We start from the raw sequence: 18,671 nt of genomic DNA on the forward strand, positions 1-18,671 counted from the left end.
TTTATTGTAGCATACTGCCCATTCTTTTCAAGTGCGTCGCAGGGCGAAAAAACGACAAACCGTCCTAAAGCACGGTTTGCCGCTTGCAAGTTATTTTTTCTCTGCTAAGTGATTACTATCGTTTAGACAGCCAATTACGATACGTTCTGCGTGGTATTCAAAAATATTCAGTGCCGTATTGTCTTGCCGTATGCTCCAAAGATTGTTGAGCGGAATTTCAAGCGCCGCACAAATCGCAGTGCGAATCGCCGCGCCATGTGAAACGACCAAAATCGTTTCATTTTCATGAGCCTTTACCAATTCCTCTAGTGAGGCAACCACTCGCTGCTGCACCTGGTAAAAGGATTCACCTGATGGTATTTCAACCTCATTCGGACGAGAAAAAAGACGTTGCATCTCCCCAGACCATTGACCACTGATGTTATCATACGTCAAGCCTTCCCACTCGCCAAAGTTGATTTCCTTGAGTCCCGGGCAGACAGTAACCGGCAGTTCATGCGGCGCAGCCAAAACTGTCGCCGTTTCATAGGCGCGTATCAGATCGCTTGAATACACTGCTGCAAAATCAACCTTAGACAATCGGCTTGCAAGTTTTTCGGCCTGTTTTCGTCCGGCGTCGCTGAGAGGAACATCGGTTTGTCCTTGGTATTTCATATTTTTGTTCCATTCCGTTTCACCATGCCGGATCAAAAATACTCTCGTCATCGTTTTAAACCACCTGTCTAATACTAGCTACTAATCGTTGGTTTTCTTCCCGGCTGCGTACGGCGACGCGAACATAATCCTCGGTCAATCCGGGATAATTTGTACAATTGCGCACCAATACGCCAAGCGCAGCCATCCGTCGGACAAACTCAGTTGCAGTCAATTTTAACGCATTTATATCGAGCAGCAAAAAATTAGCCGTACCTGGATAAACAACAAGCCCCGGAATTTCGTTTAGGTCGGCCGACAATTTTTCGCGTTCTTTCGTCACATAATGACGGCTAGTCACTTGATATCCCTCATCACGTAAGCCTGCAACGCCTGCACTTTGCGCCAGCGTATTCACATTCCAAGGATCTTTGCGAGACTCAAGCGCAGCGGTCAGTCTCGGCGAGCCTAAGATAAATCCAAGACGCAGACCCGGAATCGCATAAAACTTCGTCAATGAATGTAGAATACAAAGTTGAGGATAATCCGCCAAAAGACTGCGGCAACTATACTGTTCTCCATTGTCGACAAAGTCAATGAAAGATTCATCAACTACAACCAAACATTCGCGCCCCTTTACGGCTTCCAGAATTTTTTGTATCTCATCCCGCTCTGTTAAGCGCCCAGTCGGGTTGTTAGGATTACAAATAAATATCATATCTGCCTGCGGCAGTTGTTTTCGTATCTCTGAGAACGTCAGCGCGAATTGCTGCGTTGCTTTTAACGGCAAATAATCTATCTCCGCGCCTGAAGCGCGCGCCGCCCGTTCATATTCGCTAAAGGTAGGCGCCGGAACCAATATCCGTTGTGGACGTTTGTATTGACAAAGCAGATAAAGAAGTTCCACAGCTCCATTACCAAGCAGAATCGTTTCCTTTGCCACCTGATAATGAAGACTGATAGCTTCTTTCAATTCAACAGCTTCACTGTCAGGGTAATGTACAATGGAAGGCATTGCCGCCTCAATCGCAGCTTTAACTGATTCCGCTACACCGCACGGATTGATATTCGCACTGAAATCAAGCAGTTTTCCTTTTTCATTATCCCAGTTTCTTAACGCTGCCAACCATTTTCCACCATGTTCAAATGCATTTTTGCCAAGCAGTGTCATCACCCTCTTGTATCCAAAGTCCCCCGGCTATAAGTCGAACCGTTTCGAGATAGCGAGCCGAGCAAGCATGCTCCAGCTCAGTAATGACTCGTTCCTCTTCCCTACTCGTTTTTCCCTCGGCAAAGAGCAACCCCATCACTGTTCCACTATGCGCGACATTGACGCCCAAGGCTCCAGCTTTGCGTCCAATTTCCCAAAGTTCTTCAAGACCTTGCTTCCATAAAATAGATTGATTCGCTATAGCGCTGAGCGTCGCGCCTTGCGCAAGCAACGACGCATCACCACTGTCAATTCCCCGCCGCAAAAATTGCAAGGCTTTCGCCACTTGCAGGCTTTTCTCCTTGTTTTTCTGCGCAAGATCCTGGCGTTGATTGAATGAAATCGTGTCAATCGCACCGCCAACGTCAAAAACCATGATTTCAAGTGGCGGCGGAGTTCCCAACATCAAACAGACGCTGCCTTTAACATGATCAAACAGCGTGACTCCAGGAAAAAACACCGCATCGGTTGGCTCTATCGCTAACGCAATTGCCGCAATGTCTTTTGCTGCAAACGATTGTCCGTGAAAATGAGCAATCGCCTGAGCGACTGCCGCAATATCCGCACTGCTCGATGCCATTCCTTTGCCCAACGGCAGTTGCGACGACAAGGTCAGTTTAAATTTGCAGTCTTTAATTTGCAGTCTTTCGATCGTCATTTCTGCCGCCCTTCTTGCCTTAGGCGGCAATTGAGCACTAAATTCATCTGCCGGTTCAATCACGGCTTCTGCATAACGATCAATCGGGCAAGTCACAAGAAAATAATCGTCCTGTAACAGCCCCTGCACCAGTTCACCGCAGGATCCAGGCACCCGGACACGTAGTTTCACTCCGGTCCCCCCTTACCCCAATAATAAGACCATCATCAAAAGACAAACTTCCGAAATTTCGCAGCAGGCCCCATATAGATCCCCCGTCAAGCCCTCCAATTGTTTTGACGCCCAGTGAGCAAACAGTAATGCCATACAGATTGCAGCTAAGCCCGCTACACAGATTTTCCAACCGCCAAGTGCAAGAAAAAAACCACCTGAAAGCATCGCCAATAGTAATGTGCCCGTCCCGGCATGTTCTGCAAACGCTTTACCAATCCCGTCTGGACGCGCATAAGGAAAGCAAGTGATCGCAATCACCATCGCCATGCGTCCGATAATCGGCATCGCCCAAATTGCAGCTCCCACTTGAACAGGCAGCATCCCCTGCAGAGCAGACCATTTAGCCAAAACCAGAAACACGAACGCCGTCACGCCATTAGCGCCAACGCGGCTGTCCTTCATAATTTCAAGCATCCGCTCACGCTCGCGTCCGGAAAAAAGCCCATCCATCGAATCCATAAAACCGTCGCAAGTCAGTCCTCCCGTTAGAAAAACTGCAGCCATTAAAAGCACTAGGCTCGAGACGCTTTGCGGCGCCGGCAGAAAACCAAGCCGCTCCGGCAAAAACGTAAGCGCCATCGCAAGCAGCCATAATAATGCGCCCAGGCTTGCGCCGACAAAGGAAAAATACTTCACACTGCGGCCAAAGGATTCGGCAGACCAGACCTGCTGCTCCGCTATTTTGATCCGGGTTAAAAATTGCAGACCGGTTATAAAATCATTCATTGCGTTTCCTCTCTTAGCAATGGACTACAAAAACAATATTGCACTGGCCGCTAAGGCGCCAATCACACTAACGCCATACATCAACGCAACCGTTTCTTGAATATGCTTTGCACATAATGCCTGGATCGGTTCGCCCATATAGGCGCGAAGCGACTCCCGACCGCCGTAATAATTAAGGCCGCCCAATCTGACGCCCAGCGCTCCGGCAACCGACGCTTCGGCCCAGCCGCTGTTAGGACTTGGGTGTTTGCACGCATCGCGAAGAGCCATGCGCCACGCATTTTTCGGATCACGACGCAAGAGAATCGCAGCCACTAAGACAAAGAGAAATGTAATGCGCGCCGGCAGCCAATTCCAGATATCATCCATCCGCGCCGCACAGCGACCAAAATAAAGATAAGCGTCATTTTTATATCCTATCATGGAATCCATCGTATTGACAGCCCTGTACGCAAAAGCTAACGGAAGCCCTCCCAGACAAAAGAAAAATAGGGGTGCAATAATGCCGTCCACCATGTTTTCAGCGACAGTCTCGACTGTAGCTCTGGTAATCTCACCTTCATCGAGTGCCTCCGTATCGCGGCCAACGATCCAGCCCACTTTAAAGCGGGCCTGCTTCATATCGGCATTCTTAAGATAGGCCGCAATTTCCAGCCCAGCTTCAGCCAAACTGCGCGGCGTAATCGTAAAACTGAGCAACAATGCGATTCCCCAGAAATGAATTGTCGCGCCTTGCAACGCGAGCCAACGATCAGCAAACCACATGATGAGATATGTAACTCCAATCACTATCGTCATCAGAAGGCCGCCAGCAAACAGTTGCCATGAAGCTCCCCATTCAGCACGATACAACACGCGCTGCAGCAAGGCAATCAGCTTGCCCAACAAGACGACCGGATGAAAGCGACTGCGCGGATCACCGATAATGCCGTCAAGCAAAATAGCCGCAAGCGGCAGCAATCCTTCCACTATTATTCCGCCTCCATCATCGAATAGACCAATTCCATGTTCAAACTTTCGCGCACCACAGCCGCCAAACGGTCATAACTAGCCTGCTTGCGCGCCGCTGTACTCTCGCCGATTGGCAGTACGGGCAGCCCTTTGGATTTACGCAACATGTTCAATAGGCCGCGCCGATATTCGTCATTGTCAAATATGCCGTGAATATAGGTTCCCATTACAGTTCCCTCACTGTTTAAACTGCCGTCATTATCTCGCAGTTTGACCTGCGAGCGTTGCGTGATAATAAACGGCGATTCGACTCCGGCGCCCTGTTCCGTTCGTCCCATATGAATCTCATATCCGGTCAGGCCCGATGCCGCTGATTGCATATTAAGAAAACCGTTTCCCTGTGCATCGGCGATGACTTGCTGCGTGAGCTTTTCTGTCGCAAAAATAGTTTCAATGTCAAGTAAAGCAAGGCCCTCGACTTCTTCAGCCTCCGACTCAGTATGAAATGGATCTTTAATTGTACGTCCCAGCATTTGATACCCGCCGCAAATGCCGATCACCGGCACTCCTGCATCGGCTAACGCAGTAATTTCGGCGTCATAGCCATGTTGACGCAATGCAATGAGATCTTCAATCGTGTTTTTACTGCCCGGTAAAACAATAAGATCTGGTCTACCGATCTTTTCGCCCATTTTCACATAACGCAGATTAACATCCGGCTCTTCCGCCAATGGATCAAAATCGGTAAAATTCGAAATCTTAGGCGTGCGCAGAACCACGATGTCGAGTTCAGCCCCTACTTTTTCCTTTTTATCTTCAAGTGAAACGGAGTCTTCATCATCAATTCCCAGATTTGCCAGATGCGGCACTACACCGACAACGGGTTTGCCTGTTTTTTCTTCGAGAAAAGTGAGCGCAGGCTTCAACAGCTCAAGATCGCCACGGAATTTATTGATAACGATGCCTTTGATTCGGTCTCGTTCATCCGGGTCGAGCAACTCAATCGTGCCGACAACGGAAGCCAGCGCACCGCCTCGATCAATGTCGGCCACCAACAAAACTGGCGCATTTACCAGTTTGGCGATTCGCATATTCACCACATCTGTATCCTTTAAATTGACCTCTGCGGGGCTTCCTGCGCCTTCAATTACCACAACCTCATAATCCTGCATTAATTTTCCCATGCATTCCTGAATCGTGGCGAAGGCCTTCAAACTGTAGTCACGGTGATATTCCTGCGCTGACATATTGCCAACCGGATGACCTTTTAAAATGACCTGAGAGCGCGAATTTCCGGTCGGTTTTAGCAGCACCGGATTCATTTCGACCAAAGGAGCCAATCCAGCCGCTTCCGCCTGCGCAACCTGCGCACGCCCCATTTCTTCCCCATCAATTGTCACATACGAATTAAGCGCCATATTTTGCGCCTTAAACGGAACAACAGCTCGGCCATCTTGTCTGAAAATACGGCATAGCGCTGTTGTCAGAATGCTTTTCCCGACATGAGAGCTAGTTCCCTGTAGCATAATTGTTTTAGCCATCTCAAACCTCCGCATTGAAACAGGCTTCCGCCAGCTTCTTCATCTCTACTGCAAGTCCACTCACGGTAAAATACACTTCATCAGCTATCGCTGCCACTTCCTGGTTAAGTAACCCCGCCCAATCACGATATTCACGCGCCATTGCATTGTCAGGCACTATGCCCAAACCGACTTCATTCGCGACAAAAATCAACGTCCCGCTGACTTGTTTAGCCGCCGCCAAGAGCCGTGCAAATTGTTCTTTCATATAAATAACGCGCTCCTCCACATCACTTGGCGCCTGCGACGACAACATCATATTGCTCACATAGAGCGACAGGCAATCAAATAAGATACATTCCTGCCGTCCACCTTCTTCGAGCAAAACGGCTGCCGGATTCTCCCAAGCTTCAACACTGCCCCAATGCGCCGGACGCCGCTCTTTATGCAATGTAACCCGACGTTCCATTTCATTATCCAACACCTGCGCAGTAGCCACATACAAAACCTGTTGATAGCGCTCTGCATAACGCTCGGCAAAACGACTTTTACCGCTTCGCGCGCCGCCTGTCACCAAGATGATTTTCATCCGTTATGCCCTCCCTGCTGCCTTTGATAGTCACGACATTTTTCGATGAAACGTGATGCGGCCATTTCATTGCCGGCAAAATGAAGATGTAAATAAGAGGCCAATACATTCCCCTGGCAAAAACCGCCGCAATAAACTGCGCCGGTACGCAGCTTAGAAAATGAAAAAGCCCAATTAAAATCCGCATCGGGGATCATTTCAGAAAAATGGAATTCGTGCCCGCGTAATTTCTCTCCTTTTTGCGACAATATACTATCGGACAAGGCCGTCGCTTCAACATAACCGACCGTCTGCAGTTTTTGCCGCATCTCGCTTCTCGCCGGCACTACATTGCACATCGGGTATGAGTGCCCGGTAAAATCGGCTATTTCACGGCATAGATACATCAATCCGCCGCATTCAGCATAAACAGGCATGCCCTTTTGCGCCTCAGCCTTAATTTCCTTACGCAACCCTTCATTAGCAGCTAATTCCACTAAAAACATTTCTGGAAAACCACCGCCTAGCAGCAAGCCATCAATTTTTTCCGGCAACTTCGCATCGCGCACCGGGCTGAACGGAATGAGTTCAGCTCCACATCCGTTTAAAACAGCCAAGCTATCCGGATAATAAAACGAAAAGGCCTCGTCTTGCGCAACGGCAATGCGCACCGGCGCGCCATTTGGTAAAGGATAAACCGGCTGCATCACTTCAAACGGCGGCGCACTCTGTCCCAACTTCATCAGTGCAGACACATCAATTTCCGCTTCGATTTTCGCCTGCAGCCGCAGCATAATAGCCTCGCTGTCATGCTCGTTTACCGGCGTCAGGCCTAAATGCCGCTCCGGCAATTGTATCGCACCATCGCGATATACCGCACCAAATACAGGAATATTCCTACGTTGCAATGCCTCTTCCACCATTTGTCGATGGGAATGAGATCCAACGCGGTTCAGTATCACACCAGCGAAATTGACGTCCGGGTCATATTCTTTGAACCCGCAGGCCACCGCCGCCGCACTTTCGCCAGCCGATTTTACATCTAAAACCAAGACGACCGGCGCTTGCAGGCGCTTGGCAATCTGTGCCGTGCTGCTGATGCCGTTTTTGCCGCCGTCATACAGTCCCATAACACCTTCAATTAATGCCAAATCCTGTCCCTTAGCCGTCATCTCTAATAAATTGGCAATCCGCACTTCCGGCATCAGCCAAGAATCGAGATTATAGGAAGGCTTGCCCCCTGCCTGTTGGTGGTAGCCCGGATCAATATAATCCGGTCCAATCTTATACGACTGCACCTTTTGCTTGCGGGCACGAAACGCCGCCAGCAACCCCGCCACAATAGTGGTCTTTCCGACTCCGCTCTGCGTCCCGGCAATTACCAGGCGCGGTACCGTGCTCATCATAATAACTAGACCTCCGTACTCAATATTCAGATCCCCGTCGTGCATCAATGCCTTTTCCCATTGGATGCTGCACCGGATGACATTGCGTCGCAAAATCAGCTAAATCAATAATCGCCTGTGGCATATTGCGTCCTGTCAGGACGACATCCGCCTTCACCTCGCGCAGCCAACGAAGAAGCGTTTCCTCCTCTAACAACTTGCGATTTACAGCATGACTGACCTCATCCAAAACAACCAGATCACTTTCATGCGCTGCCTCACAAGCATAAGACCATGCCTGTTCCACATAACCATTCGCCGGATTGCGATTCTGCCCAAAACATTGGCCGCATTTTTTACATTGCATTTCGCCAGAGCGAATTGCCGCCGCATCCGGACAACCAAATCCGAATTGCCGGATCGAAAATGCCAACGACAATTGAGGGATTGCCGCCAGTTCCCCGGTATAACCACTGCCTTTGAGAAATTGGACGATCGCCACCCTTTTTCCCTGCAGCGCGGCGCTAAGCGCCGTACCAAGCGCCGCTGTCGTCTTCCCTTTTCCGTTTCCGGTAAAAATGCCAATCATCTTCTTACAGCATATACAGCAAGGCATTTACCGTGGCTGCTGCGATCGGACTGCCGCCTTTGTTGCCTGCTACGGTAATATACGGCACCGGTGCTTGTTCTACCAGGGCCTCTTTCGATTCACAGGCACCAACAAATCCAACGGGTATACCGATAATTAGGGCAGGACGAATCCGCTCTTCTTTTATCAGGCGCAGCACTTCAAATAATGCAGTCGGCGCATTGCCGATCGCAATGACCGCACCATCAAGTCGCGTGCCAAAACTGCGCATCGCCGCCATAGAACGGGTGATCCCCTGTTCTTTGGCTTTGTCCGCCACATCAGGATCGGCGATCAGACAATGGACGCTGCCGCCAAATTCCGCCAAACGTTTCTTATTGATGCCAGTACGAACCATCTCAACATCGCAAAAAATATCGGCGCCGCTTTTGAGTGCCGCAAGTCCAGCTGCAATCGCATCGGACTGAATTCGAATATGGTTTGCATAATCCGGATCCCCTGCTGCATGGATGATGCGCGAATATACTTTTGTCGCTTCCTCCGAAAGTTTCCAGTCTGCTAAATACGGCTTAATGATCTCCATGCTGCGTCGTTCTATCTCCATAGGATTCGTTATGAAATCCATTTTTCCGCCTCCTTTTTTACTTCGACCAATACATCAGCCGCTGTTTCAAGATAATTACCGTCCTGCTGCGGTCTCTCCAAGATAACAATTGGTAGTTCTAACGCCATCGCCGCCGCTATTTTGGTATCGCTGCCGCCGATTTCACCGCTGTTTTTCGTAACGATTACATCGGCCTCATATTCGCAAAAAAGCGCCATGTTAAGCTCTTTGCTAAACGGACCGGACAACGCGACAATATCATGCGGCTGCAGCCCGATACGGCTGCACTCTGCAAGAACCGTCGCTTCCGGCAATACGCGAGCCACCACTCTTCGTTCCTTTACATCCGGCGATGCCATAAACGCCGCCAAATGACGACTACCGGTCGTAAGAAAAATAGTCTGACCAAGCGCCGCCGCTAAGCGAGCTGCATCTTCATAGTTGTCTACACGATGCAACTTATCGTAAACGGGCAACTCAATTGGCGGCCGCTCATATCGCAGATACGAAATATTAGCTGTAGCCGCCGCCTCTCGGCTGTTGGCTGATACAGCCAGCGCATAAGGGTGACTGGCATCAATAACCAGTCGGATTCCGCGTGTCCGAATCAACTCCAGCAAGCCGTCTGCGTCAAGAGCGGTATCATTGACACACTGTTGCAATCTTTCCGTCAGACGTTGCCGACCATATTCGCTGGTTACGGAAATTAAAATCGGATATCCCTCCTGCTCTAAAGCTTCGGCTATTTCACGCCCATCTTTTGTTCCCGCGATTACGAGAATCATACCTGATAGCCCCTCGGCGTAATCATATAGCCTTCTTTGACATAAGTCCGGCTATTGCCGATGATGACCATAGAGAACATATCAATATGTTCATCTGTAAAGCCGCCTAAATTGGCAATCACCTTTGCCTCGCCGTCACGACTGGCATGATGCACAATGCCGACCGGAGTCATGACAGGCCGGTGTTTAAGAACAATGTTCTTTACTTCTTCAATCTGCCAATTGCGTTTGACGCTCTTTGGATTGTAGAGGGCGATTACGAAATCACCTTCAGCCGCAAGTTCTACGCGTCGCCGGATGACTTCCCAAGGCGTCAGCAAATCGCTGAGGCTAATCACGGCAAAATCATGCATTAGCGGTGCTCCGAGGCAGGCCGCCGATGCGCCAACTGCACTGATGCCGGAAATAACTTCCACTTCCGGACGATCTTCGGCCGGACATTTGGTCGCCAGTTCCAAAACAAGCCCAGCCATTCCGTAGATGCCAGGATCGCCGCTCGAAACCACAGCAACACGATGTCCTTCCATCGCCAAATCGAGCGCCTTTTGACAACGATCAATCTCCTGCATCATCCCCGTCGAAACGACTTCTTTGTCTTTTATCAGATCCTCAATCAATTCGACATATTTAGTATAGCCGACCACTCTTGTGGCATCCGCCACAGCTTGCTGCGCACGGGGACTCATATCCTCCAGGCTGCCCGGCCCGATACCGATCACACTGATGTGACCTCGGCCAGCGCAATTGTTATCTGCGGATATCGCGTCCGCGGAACCAGCAAGGTTTCCTCTTGACTTACTTTCATCACTGCTGCTTCGCATATATTGCCAACTCCTATCTGTTTACGGACAAAGTCCGATTCTTTTAAATTGTATTTTGCTACGGTTTGCGCCAGTTCATCTGCACTGAAAAAGACGGTTTTTGCCGCCAATGTCGCCGCAGCTTCCAGCAGCCCCTTTTCCGTCGATTTGACGTCAACCGACGCCATAATCGCGATGCAGGCAGGGCTGCGGCCCACACTACGGCAAGCGTCTTCAATCGCCGCGATAATTTCACTCGCCGGAACGCCGCGTCGACAACCGATTCCGGCAGCTAAAATCGGTGGACGCAAAAACAGATCTGCCTCATCGCACGGCATCGCCCGATCGCTAATAAGCACGTTCTTTACGGCAACATCTTTAGAAACTTTCGGCTGCCACGGCAGCAGTTCAATCGCATACTCTGCCGCTTTCGCTCGATACGCCTCGGTTAACGTCAGCCGCTCGTCAATCTGCCAGATAATAGTATCGCCTGCGGCGAGTGCCGCGTTAATTTTTTTCAACCTATCGAACGGTTCAATCTTGCACTGCAAAGCAACGGCTAGCACATCCGGAGCAGTCTTCCCAGCCAAATCCGTCGCCGTCGTAATGACGGGCTTGGCGCCGATCATTTTCGCAACCGAGGACGCCAGACAATTTGCCTGGCCAAGATGGCCCGATAAGAGACTGATTGCATGAATGCCTTGTTCGTCAAGCACAATCACGGCTGGATCCTGGCGTTTATCAACGATGTGCGGCGCAATGACCCGAACGACAATCCCTGTAGCCATGATGAAGATAAATCCGTCGTAGCGCGGCCACAGTTCAACCAACAACTCGCTTAGCGAATCAAAAGCCTCTGCACCGCACTGCGCCGAACGCCCCTGCTTTTCAAAACAATCCGCTTCATCGCCCGACAGACGAATTTCAGTTGCCAACGTGTTCGCCAAAAAAGCGCCGCGCGTTGTTACCGACAGCAATGCCAATTTCATTTTGCATCACGATACATATGACTGAAATCAGCTGCATACAAACGCGATAATTCATAACTGCTCGCTAAACAATTGCCGACAACGATCATTGCCGTTTTACCGATACCAGCCGCTCCAACCGACGCTGCAATTGTTGAGATCGTACCACGAATAATTTCCTGGTCCGGCCAGGAGGCCTTCTTGACAACCGCAGCAGGAGTATCCGGACCATAACCGCCTTTTTGCAATTCCGCCATCACTTCCTCGATCATATGCACGCTGAGGAAAATACACATCGTCGCATTATGTTGCGCCAAACGAGCCAGTGCTTCTTTTTCCGGCACTGGCGTGCGCCCTTCCAGTCTGGTAATGATCACGGTTTGCGACACACCGGGTAGCGTATATTCCTGGCGCAGAGCCGCCGCTGTCGCTAAGAAGGAACTGACGCCAGGAATTACCGTATAATCAATGTCCTTCTTCTTCAATTCATCCATTTGTTCCTGAATCGCACCATAAATGCTCGGATCTCCGGTATGCAACCGTACGACACATTTATTTTCAAACGCCGCCGCCGACATCACCTCAATCACCTCGTCCAACGTCATTGTCGCGCTATTATAGATGGCCGCATCTTTCTTCGCCAACTCCAACAATGCCGGATTAACCAGAGAACCTGCATATACAATCAGGTCCGCTTCACGCAACAAATTCTGCCCTTTTACCGTAATCAAATTAGGGTCTCCAGGACCCGCTCCGACAAAAAATACATGCATCTTCTCTTCCTCCACCAATTAGCTGTTTTTTATCCCAGTCATAATATAAATCGGGTTAAGCGCTTGAAACATATGAATCGTTTTGATTGGTTTCAAACGTGTTACCTGGACCGAAAAGGCTTCGCTTTGGTAACGCGAGCTTTGTTCGCGGAAAAAGGCTGTTCCCATTGCAACTGTTTCTAATGTGACTGCACTGAGCACTAAACGCCCTCCCGGTTTTAACAATTCGTCAGCCCGTTTGAGTATCGCAGGCAAATTGCCGCCGCTGCCGCCGATGAAAATCACGTCTGCCTCCGGCAAATCTGTCATCGCCCCCGGTGCGGCCCCTTCGATCTCCCGAAGGTTTGCAACGGAAAATTTTTCGCGATTGCGCCGAATCAATTCAATGCCTTCCGCTTCTCTTTCAATTGCATAAACCTCTCCAACACCACTCTGACGCGCCGCTTCGACCGAAATAGATCCCGTCCCGGCGCCAATATCAATTATGATATCACCGCTTTGAATCGCCGCCTTGGCTAGCAGCAAAATCCGAATTTCCTGCTTCGTCATCGGAATGTCGCCGCGCAGAAATTCTTCATCCCTGATGCCAAGAACTGGTCTTATCATCCGATTACAATCATCACACAATGCTGCCACCCCTCCATCTTTGTCGCCTCCTGCAAAATGCAGCATTTTTTCTCTTCGTGTTCATAAGAAAGGTTCCGTCCGAGAAAAACTTCGGCGTCTGTTGGCCATTGCATCGCAAGCAAATGTTCGGCAATCGCCGCCGCATGCATCGTCGCGTCGGTTAGAAAGGCAACTTTCCTTCCTGAACGATACTGCCATTTTTCCAAAGCCAGCTCACGACCATGCACACTGAGTAACTCCGCATCCTGCCAGACAAGTCCATGATGTGCAAACGCGATTTGGATCGAACTCAGACCAGGAATGACTTTCAGCTCATATTCTGCACCAAATCGCGCCTTGAGTGCAGGTTGTAAACTATAAAACCCCGGATCGCCGGATACCATCACCACAACGTCGCTGTTTTTTAACGCAGTTGCGATGTCCGTAAAGAGGCTGTCCAAATCGCCATCGATTCGGCGAAGCGTTGCATCAGGCCCCGCAAAAGTATCGAGCGCCCGTTGGCTGCCGACCAAATAGGAAGCCTCCCTAATCGCAGCTGCGGCACGAGGAATCAGATAATCCGGATGCCCTGGTCCAATGCCTACAACGATTATCTTATGTTCCACTGCAAAGTTCCTCCAATCGCTTTTGCACACTCATCCATACCCAATATCTCCCCTTGCATACTCACAATGACCGTTCCGATTTCCAAGCCGCCAAACACATAGCGCTGTGCACGATTGCTAGCCTGTTTGGCAAGCGCCGCATACACTGCCTCGTTCAAACCTTGTCGACGTAAAATATCGGTCGCCGCTTCCGTCGTCGTGCAGGCAAGAATTTCTTCGATTATCTCGACACCAGCCTGCTGCAATGCAGCGTAAGCGGCTATTATTTCCATCCGACCATCGGCCATGCGGTTATGCGTATGAAAAATCCCTCCAGCTACTTTAACGAGCTTCCCCGGATGCCCGAACAGGAGAACCCTCTTCACGCCCTTATCTTCAGCTGCCGTCAGCATATGGCCGATAAAATTGCTGGTCTGCAAAACAGCTTCCTTGGGTAGTCCATATTGGTCAACGGCAATATTTTCCCCGATTTTCCCCGGGACGAAGACCAAACTTTCAAACCCTTGCGCCAACGCTACGTCAATCTGAGGCGTCAACGAATCTTTGAACGCTTCTTCTGACATCGGTTCAACAATTCCAGTCGTACCAATGACCGATAATCCGCCTTCGATGCCTAAACTTGGATTCAACGTACGTCGCGCCAACTTTTCGCCGCCGGGAATCGAAATGCGGATGACCGCGCCACGCGCTGGCCCGATGATGCTCCGAACGCCCTCTTCAATCATTCGGCGCGGCACTGGATTAATAGCCGCTTCACCGACTAGAATCGATAACCCTGGTTTCGTCACCACGCCGACCCCTTCACCGCCAAGCAGACGAATCTCTACCGCTTGCGTCAGCTCAACATCAGCAACAACAAGTATTCCATTTGTGATATCCGGATCATCACCGGCATCTTTTCGAACGCCTGCAGTAGCAGTGTTTTCCGTAATTCGCGTTGCATATTCAAGCGCCACGATCTTATCTTCGCCGCGTGGCAGCCGGACACAAACAGCTTCCGGCGTTTGCGCCAAAACAGCTAAAATCGCAGCTTGCGCCGCGGCCGTCGCACATGTACCCGTTGTAATGCCCGAGCGCAATTTTTCTTTCAAACAAAAAGCCCCCCTTGCAGCAAGGGGGGCACAATAAATCATGACTATAATGAAACAGCGATAATTTATTCCACCCACCTGCCCATCATCCGTAGGTCAAACGGTGTGTGTTGGAACAGGCAGGTCTCCTGACTCTGGTTCTTCACAAATCTATGCCTTCCCAGTTTCCCAGTGGCTTTCATTAGATCTGCTCCCCATTACAGTGGCGGGACCGCGCCGGTTTTGCACCGGACTTCCCTTTTCAGCATAAAGCACCTATTCCCATATTCTATATACAGTTACAAAATATTTATATTCCCGCTCTTTTTAAAAACTCCTGCCATTCGGCAAATTTTTATCGCCGCGCCCCCTTTGTAGGACGATGAAAAAAGATTTGTAGGATTATTTTGTATTTTTTTGGCGTTTTTTGTTGAATATTTTGTAGGTTTTTGTCATAATAAAGCCAATACGATATAACAACGCAGGGAGTGACAACTACAAATGAAAAAAGTGTGTGAGAACTGGAGAACTGCTTTAAACAACGTTCCCTTTGGCATTCATTTATTCCCGGAATTTGAAAAGAAGGCCCAATTGGCTTCCGCTGAAGTCCACCGAGTCAAAACGGTCGCCGAGGCCAGCGCTGTTGTCGAATCCATTTTGACTGCAGCCAATGTCAAAAACATTGTCGCTGTAGACAGCCCCTTGCAACAAGCAGCCAATCTGCTGCCCTATCTTGCACAAAAAGGCTTCACGCTCTACACCAGCGCCGCTGAAATCGCCGAACATGCGGAACAATCTGACTGCGGCATTTCGACTGTCGAATTCGCCATCGCCGAAAGCGGCAGCGTCTGCATGGACGGCATGGCCTATGAAAGCCGCGTTGTCTCCATGCTGCCGCCGTTACACATTGCGTTTCTGCCGGCCAATCGTGTTGTTGCAGGAATCCAAGATGCCTTCGACCTTTTCTCCCATGTCTTCGATCGCGGTTATTTAAGCTTCATTACCGGCCCCAGCCGTACCGCCGATATCGAGCGGGTATTAACAATCGGCTGCCATGGCCCTTGTCGCTTCGTCATCATTGCTATTGAAGAAGAAATCGCCGGAGGTGTCGAATAAGCATGGAAACGAACAATCGCAACATTCGTAATGAAATCGCTGAAAAATTAGATGATAAAGTCCTGCGCGGCGCACTGGGTCGTTTTGCTGAAGCCTACCCGACCGCCCGTGCTAAAGCGTATGAAAATGTGCCTGACGTTGACGCATTGCGCGAACAGGTTAAAAACATGAAACACAATACCGTTCTCAACATCGAAGCCGTTGCCGATCAATTTGAGGCTTCCGTTGTTAAGCGCGGCGGCAAAGTTTTCCGCGCCAAGAACGGCGACGACCTTAAACAATACCTTATCGACCTTTGCAAGGCGCGCGGCGTAAAGCGCATCGTAAAATCAAAATCTATGGCCACCGAAGAAATCCATCTTAATCATTCGCTCGAAGAAGCAGGCTTGCATGTAAAGGAAACCGACCTTGGCGAATGGATTCTCTCCTTAGCCGGCCAGCGTCCTTCCCATATGGTTATGCCGGCTATCCATTTGAATAAAGAACAAATCGCCGAATATTTCTCTAAAGAAATGCATCGCGATATTCCAACCGATATCGCTTATATGGTTCAAGCAGCCAGACAGCAGCTGCGTCAAGAGTTTGTCTTGGCCGACATGGGCATTTCCGGCGCCAATTTCGGCATCGCGGAAAACGGCGCCATCGGTCTTGTCACCAACGAAGGCAATGCGCGCTTGGCAACGACCCTTCCGCCGATTCACGTCGTCATCATCGGTTATGAAAAACTGATTCCGAACATTCGCGACGCGGCTCCGATTCTGCGGACGCTGCCGCGTAACGCAACCGGCCAGTTAATGACCAGCTATATGACAATGGTTTCCGGCCCTACGCCCTACATGGTAAAAGAAGATGGTCAGTGGGTCGAAAAAGAAAAAGAACTGCATGTGATTTTATTTGATAATGGCCGCTTAAATGCTGCACACGATAAGAAATTCCAGCAAATTTATCAATGCGTCCGTTGCGCTTCCTGTCTCAACGTTTGTCCGATCTACACCATGGTCGGCGGTCATGTGTACGGTCACATTTATGCGGGCGGGATCGGTGCCATATTGACTGCCTTCCTGCACACTATGGAAGATTTCGACAAGATAAATGAACTGTGCATTGGTTGCCGCAAATGCGTTGAAATTTGTCCGGGTAAGATCGATATTCCTGGCCTGATTGAAGAACTGCGTTCACGCAACGTCGATGACAAAGGACTGCCGCTCGGAGCCAAATTGGTATTTGAAAACGTCCTCTCGAACCGTACCGTCTTCCACACCTTGCTCCGTCTGGCTGCGATCGGACAAAAACCGGTCAAGGAAGGAAAATTCATCCGCCATCTGCCTCTCTTTTTAGCCGGTTTGGCTAAAGATCGCAGCCTGCCTGCGGTTGCTGACACGCCGCTGCGTGACCGGATCGGCAAAATTAAACGCACTCCGGCTAAGCCCGTCAAGCGCGTCGCTTTCTTCGCCGGTTGCAACATTGATTTCATTTTCCCGGAAATCGGCGAATCCGCATTTAAAGTCTTACAAGACTTAAACATGGATGTAGTCTTCCCCGAAGGACAAAACTGCTGTGGCAAGCCTGTTCTCGGTATGGGCGACCGCGATACTGCCAAAAAAATCGCCCGTAAAAACATCGAAGTATTCGAAGCAGCCAATGCCGATGTGATTCTCTCCGCTTGCCCAACTTGCGCAGAAACATGGCATCAGACCTATGTCGAACTCTTCGAAGACGATCCCGCCTGGAGTCAGCGCGCTAAGGCAATCGGTCATAAAATGCGGGAATTCACCAGCTTTGTCGCTGAACAATATGCAGCGCAAAAGCGTCTGACCAAGACAACGGGCGGCACCAAGGTGACCTACCATGATTCCTGTCATATGAAACGCGGCCTTGGCATTTACGAAGAACCTCGCCAACTGTTGGATTCCGCCAAAGGCTATGAACTGGTTGAAATGCACAATTGCGATAAATGCTGCGGCATGGCTGGCGCGTTCGGCGTGAAATACACAGAACTGTCAATGCCGATTCTCAAACAAAAGATTGAAGCGATCAAAGCAAGCGGCGCCGAAGTCGTCGCCGTCGGCTGCCCCGCCTGCCTCATGCAGATCCAAGGCGGTCTCGACAAACAGGCACCATCCATCAAGATCAAACACGTTGCCGAAATATTAGCGGAAGGTTTGCCTGACAACAAATAACAATAAAAAGGGCGCTTGAGAGATTTTCTCTCAAGCGCCCTTTTTGTATAAAGAAAACCACGCTCTAGGCGTGTGGTTCCGGAAAGCTTATAGCTATAAGTAGAAAAGAAAAGCCTCCTTTGCTAGAATAAATGCAGGTTTGCCGACCGCATAAACTAACAAAGGAGGAGTATCCAAAATGGATAACAGCAGTTTAGCACACACAAAATGGAAATGCAAATACCATATAGTTTTCGCACCGAAATACAGAAGACAAATCATATATGGGAAAATAAAAAGTGATATCGGAGTTATACTGAGAAAGCTATGCGAACATAAAGGTGTTGAAATTATAGAAGCAAGTGCTTGCCCGGATCACGTTCACATGTTGGTAAGCATACCGCCGAAAATAAGCGTGTCAAGTTTTGTGGGGTATCTAAAAGGAAAGAGTTCATTAATGATATTTGATAGGCATGCGAACTTGAAATATCGATATGGCAATCGACAGTTTTGGTGTAAAGGATACTATGTAGATACAGTAGGTCGAAATAAAAAAGCAATTGAAGAGTATATCAAAAATCAGTTAAAAGACGATGTGATCGCCGAGCAACTTACTTTGAAAGAGCTAGTTGACCCGTTCACGGGTGAGCCAGCAAAAAAGTCGAAATAAGACCCCTTTAGGGGTAGACTGAAAAGGCTATGCGGTTGGCG

The 18,671-nt window shown here is 49.6% G+C and carries 20 protein-coding genes and 1 riboswitch; of the genes, 3 read left to right on the plus strand and 17 right to left on the minus strand.

The annotated features are described in order from the left end of the window. Positions 1 to 90: 90 nt before the first annotated feature. Genes cobC through cbiD form a run of 17 tightly spaced genes read right to left on the minus strand, consistent with a single transcriptional unit; the run spans position 91 to position 14,706 of the window. Complete coding sequence (gene cobC, locus QTL79_RS07255) at positions 91 to 705, minus strand: alpha-ribazole phosphatase (protein WP_346354290.1); 615 nt, start codon at positions 703 to 705, stop codon at positions 91 to 93. Positions 706 to 709: 4 nt separating this feature from the next. Next, positions 710 to 1,804 carry a threonine-phosphate decarboxylase CobD gene (gene cobD / locus QTL79_RS07260; protein ID WP_346354313.1) on the minus strand — a complete coding sequence of 365 codons (1,095 nt, stop codon included), beginning with the start codon at positions 1,802 to 1,804 and terminating at the stop codon, positions 710 to 712. Beyond that, positions 1,776 to 2,672, minus strand: coding sequence for a GHMP family kinase ATP-binding protein (locus QTL79_RS07265; RefSeq protein ID WP_346354291.1), 897 nt, complete (start codon positions 2,670 to 2,672; stop codon positions 1,776 to 1,778). The genes cobD and QTL79_RS07265 overlap by 29 nt, the downstream gene beginning before the upstream one ends. Positions 2,673 to 2,684: 12 nt before the next feature. Beyond that, complete coding sequence (gene cobS, locus QTL79_RS07270) at positions 2,685 to 3,440, minus strand: adenosylcobinamide-GDP ribazoletransferase (protein WP_346354292.1); 756 nt, start codon at positions 3,438 to 3,440, stop codon at positions 2,685 to 2,687. 24 nt (positions 3,441 to 3,464) lie between these two features. Continuing rightward, positions 3,465 to 4,409 carry an adenosylcobinamide-phosphate synthase CbiB gene (cbiB, locus tag QTL79_RS07275; RefSeq protein ID WP_346354293.1) on the minus strand — a complete coding sequence of 315 codons (945 nt, stop codon included), beginning with the start codon at positions 4,407 to 4,409 and terminating at the stop codon, positions 3,465 to 3,467. Between the two features lie 2 nt (positions 4,410 to 4,411). Further along, on the minus strand, positions 4,412 to 5,932 hold the full coding sequence (locus tag QTL79_RS07280; protein WP_346354294.1) for a cobyric acid synthase: 1,521 nt from the start codon (positions 5,930 to 5,932) through the stop codon (positions 4,412 to 4,414). A 1-nt stretch (position 5,933) separates the two neighbouring features. Next, positions 5,934 to 6,500, minus strand: a complete 567-nt coding sequence (cobU, locus tag QTL79_RS07285) for a bifunctional adenosylcobinamide kinase/adenosylcobinamide-phosphate guanylyltransferase (RefSeq protein WP_346354295.1) — start codon at positions 6,498 to 6,500, stop codon at positions 5,934 to 5,936. Next, complete coding sequence (locus tag QTL79_RS07290; protein ID WP_428845464.1) at positions 6,497 to 7,885, minus strand: cobyrinic acid a,c-diamide synthase CobB; 1,389 nt, start codon at positions 7,883 to 7,885, stop codon at positions 6,497 to 6,499. The genes cobU and QTL79_RS07290 overlap by 4 nt, the downstream gene beginning before the upstream one ends. Before the next feature lie 19 nt (positions 7,886 to 7,904). After that, positions 7,905 to 8,453, minus strand: a complete 549-nt coding sequence (locus QTL79_RS07295; RefSeq protein ID WP_346354296.1) for a cob(I)yrinic acid a,c-diamide adenosyltransferase — start codon at positions 8,451 to 8,453, stop codon at positions 7,905 to 7,907. 4 nt (positions 8,454 to 8,457) lie between these two features. Continuing rightward, positions 8,458 to 9,078, minus strand: coding sequence for a precorrin-8X methylmutase (locus tag QTL79_RS07300; protein ID WP_346354297.1), 621 nt, complete (start codon positions 9,076 to 9,078; stop codon positions 8,458 to 8,460). Beyond that, complete coding sequence (cobK, locus tag QTL79_RS07305; protein ID WP_346354298.1) at positions 9,066 to 9,842, minus strand: precorrin-6A reductase; 777 nt, start codon at positions 9,840 to 9,842, stop codon at positions 9,066 to 9,068. The genes QTL79_RS07300 and cobK overlap by 13 nt, the downstream gene beginning before the upstream one ends. Further along, complete coding sequence (gene cobJ / locus QTL79_RS07310; protein ID WP_346354315.1) at positions 9,839 to 10,528, minus strand: precorrin-3B C(17)-methyltransferase; 690 nt, start codon at positions 10,526 to 10,528, stop codon at positions 9,839 to 9,841. Before cobJ ends, cobK begins: the two co-directional genes overlap by 4 nt. Before the next feature lie 29 nt (positions 10,529 to 10,557). Then, entirely contained in the window at positions 10,558 to 11,631 is a 1,074-nt protein-coding gene (locus QTL79_RS07315) for a cobalt-precorrin 5A hydrolase (protein WP_346354299.1), read from the minus strand. Further along, positions 11,628 to 12,383, minus strand: coding sequence for a precorrin-4 C(11)-methyltransferase (cobM, locus tag QTL79_RS07320; RefSeq protein ID WP_346354300.1), 756 nt, complete (start codon positions 12,381 to 12,383; stop codon positions 11,628 to 11,630). Before cobM ends, QTL79_RS07315 begins: the two co-directional genes overlap by 4 nt. Positions 12,384 to 12,401: 18 nt before the next feature. Next, entirely contained in the window at positions 12,402 to 12,989 is a 588-nt protein-coding gene (cbiT, locus tag QTL79_RS07325; protein ID WP_346354301.1) for a precorrin-6Y C5,15-methyltransferase (decarboxylating) subunit CbiT, read from the minus strand. Beyond that, positions 12,986 to 13,615 carry a precorrin-6y C5,15-methyltransferase (decarboxylating) subunit CbiE gene (gene cbiE, locus QTL79_RS07330; protein ID WP_346354302.1) on the minus strand — a complete coding sequence of 210 codons (630 nt, stop codon included), beginning with the start codon at positions 13,613 to 13,615 and terminating at the stop codon, positions 12,986 to 12,988. The genes cbiT and cbiE overlap by 4 nt, the downstream gene beginning before the upstream one ends. After that, positions 13,600 to 14,706, minus strand: a complete 1,107-nt coding sequence (gene cbiD / locus QTL79_RS07335; RefSeq protein WP_346354303.1) for a cobalt-precorrin-5B (C(1))-methyltransferase CbiD — start codon at positions 14,704 to 14,706, stop codon at positions 13,600 to 13,602. Before cbiD ends, cbiE begins: the two co-directional genes overlap by 16 nt. Before the next feature lie 101 nt (positions 14,707 to 14,807). Next, positions 14,808 to 14,980: riboswitch (cobalamin riboswitch) on the minus strand. A gap of 206 nt (positions 14,981 to 15,186) precedes the next feature. On the opposite strand from cbiD, the gene QTL79_RS07340 reads away from it, so the two are divergent. The 3 genes from QTL79_RS07340 (at position 15,187) to tnpA (ending at position 18,630) form a co-directional block, all read left to right on the plus strand. Beyond that, the gene (locus QTL79_RS07340) at positions 15,187 to 15,801 is read left to right on the plus strand and encodes a LutC/YkgG family protein (protein WP_346354304.1); all 615 of its coding nucleotides are present in this window, start codon (positions 15,187 to 15,189) and stop codon (positions 15,799 to 15,801) included. Positions 15,802 to 15,803: 2 nt separating this feature from the next. Beyond that, the gene (gene ldhH, locus QTL79_RS07345; protein WP_346354305.1) at positions 15,804 to 17,981 is read left to right on the plus strand and encodes an L-lactate dehydrogenase (quinone) large subunit LdhH; all 2,178 of its coding nucleotides are present in this window, start codon (positions 15,804 to 15,806) and stop codon (positions 17,979 to 17,981) included. 178 nt (positions 17,982 to 18,159) lie between these two features. After that, positions 18,160 to 18,630 (plus strand): IS200/IS605 family transposase, encoded by a 471-nt coding sequence (gene tnpA, locus QTL79_RS07350; RefSeq protein WP_346353254.1) that lies wholly within the window; start codon positions 18,160 to 18,162, stop codon positions 18,628 to 18,630. The last annotated feature ends 41 nt before the right edge of the window (positions 18,631 to 18,671 follow it).

The sequence above is a fragment of the Azotosporobacter soli genome (assembly GCF_030542965.1).
GTDB lineage: Bacteria > Bacillota > Negativicutes > SG130 > SG130 > Azotosporobacter > Azotosporobacter soli.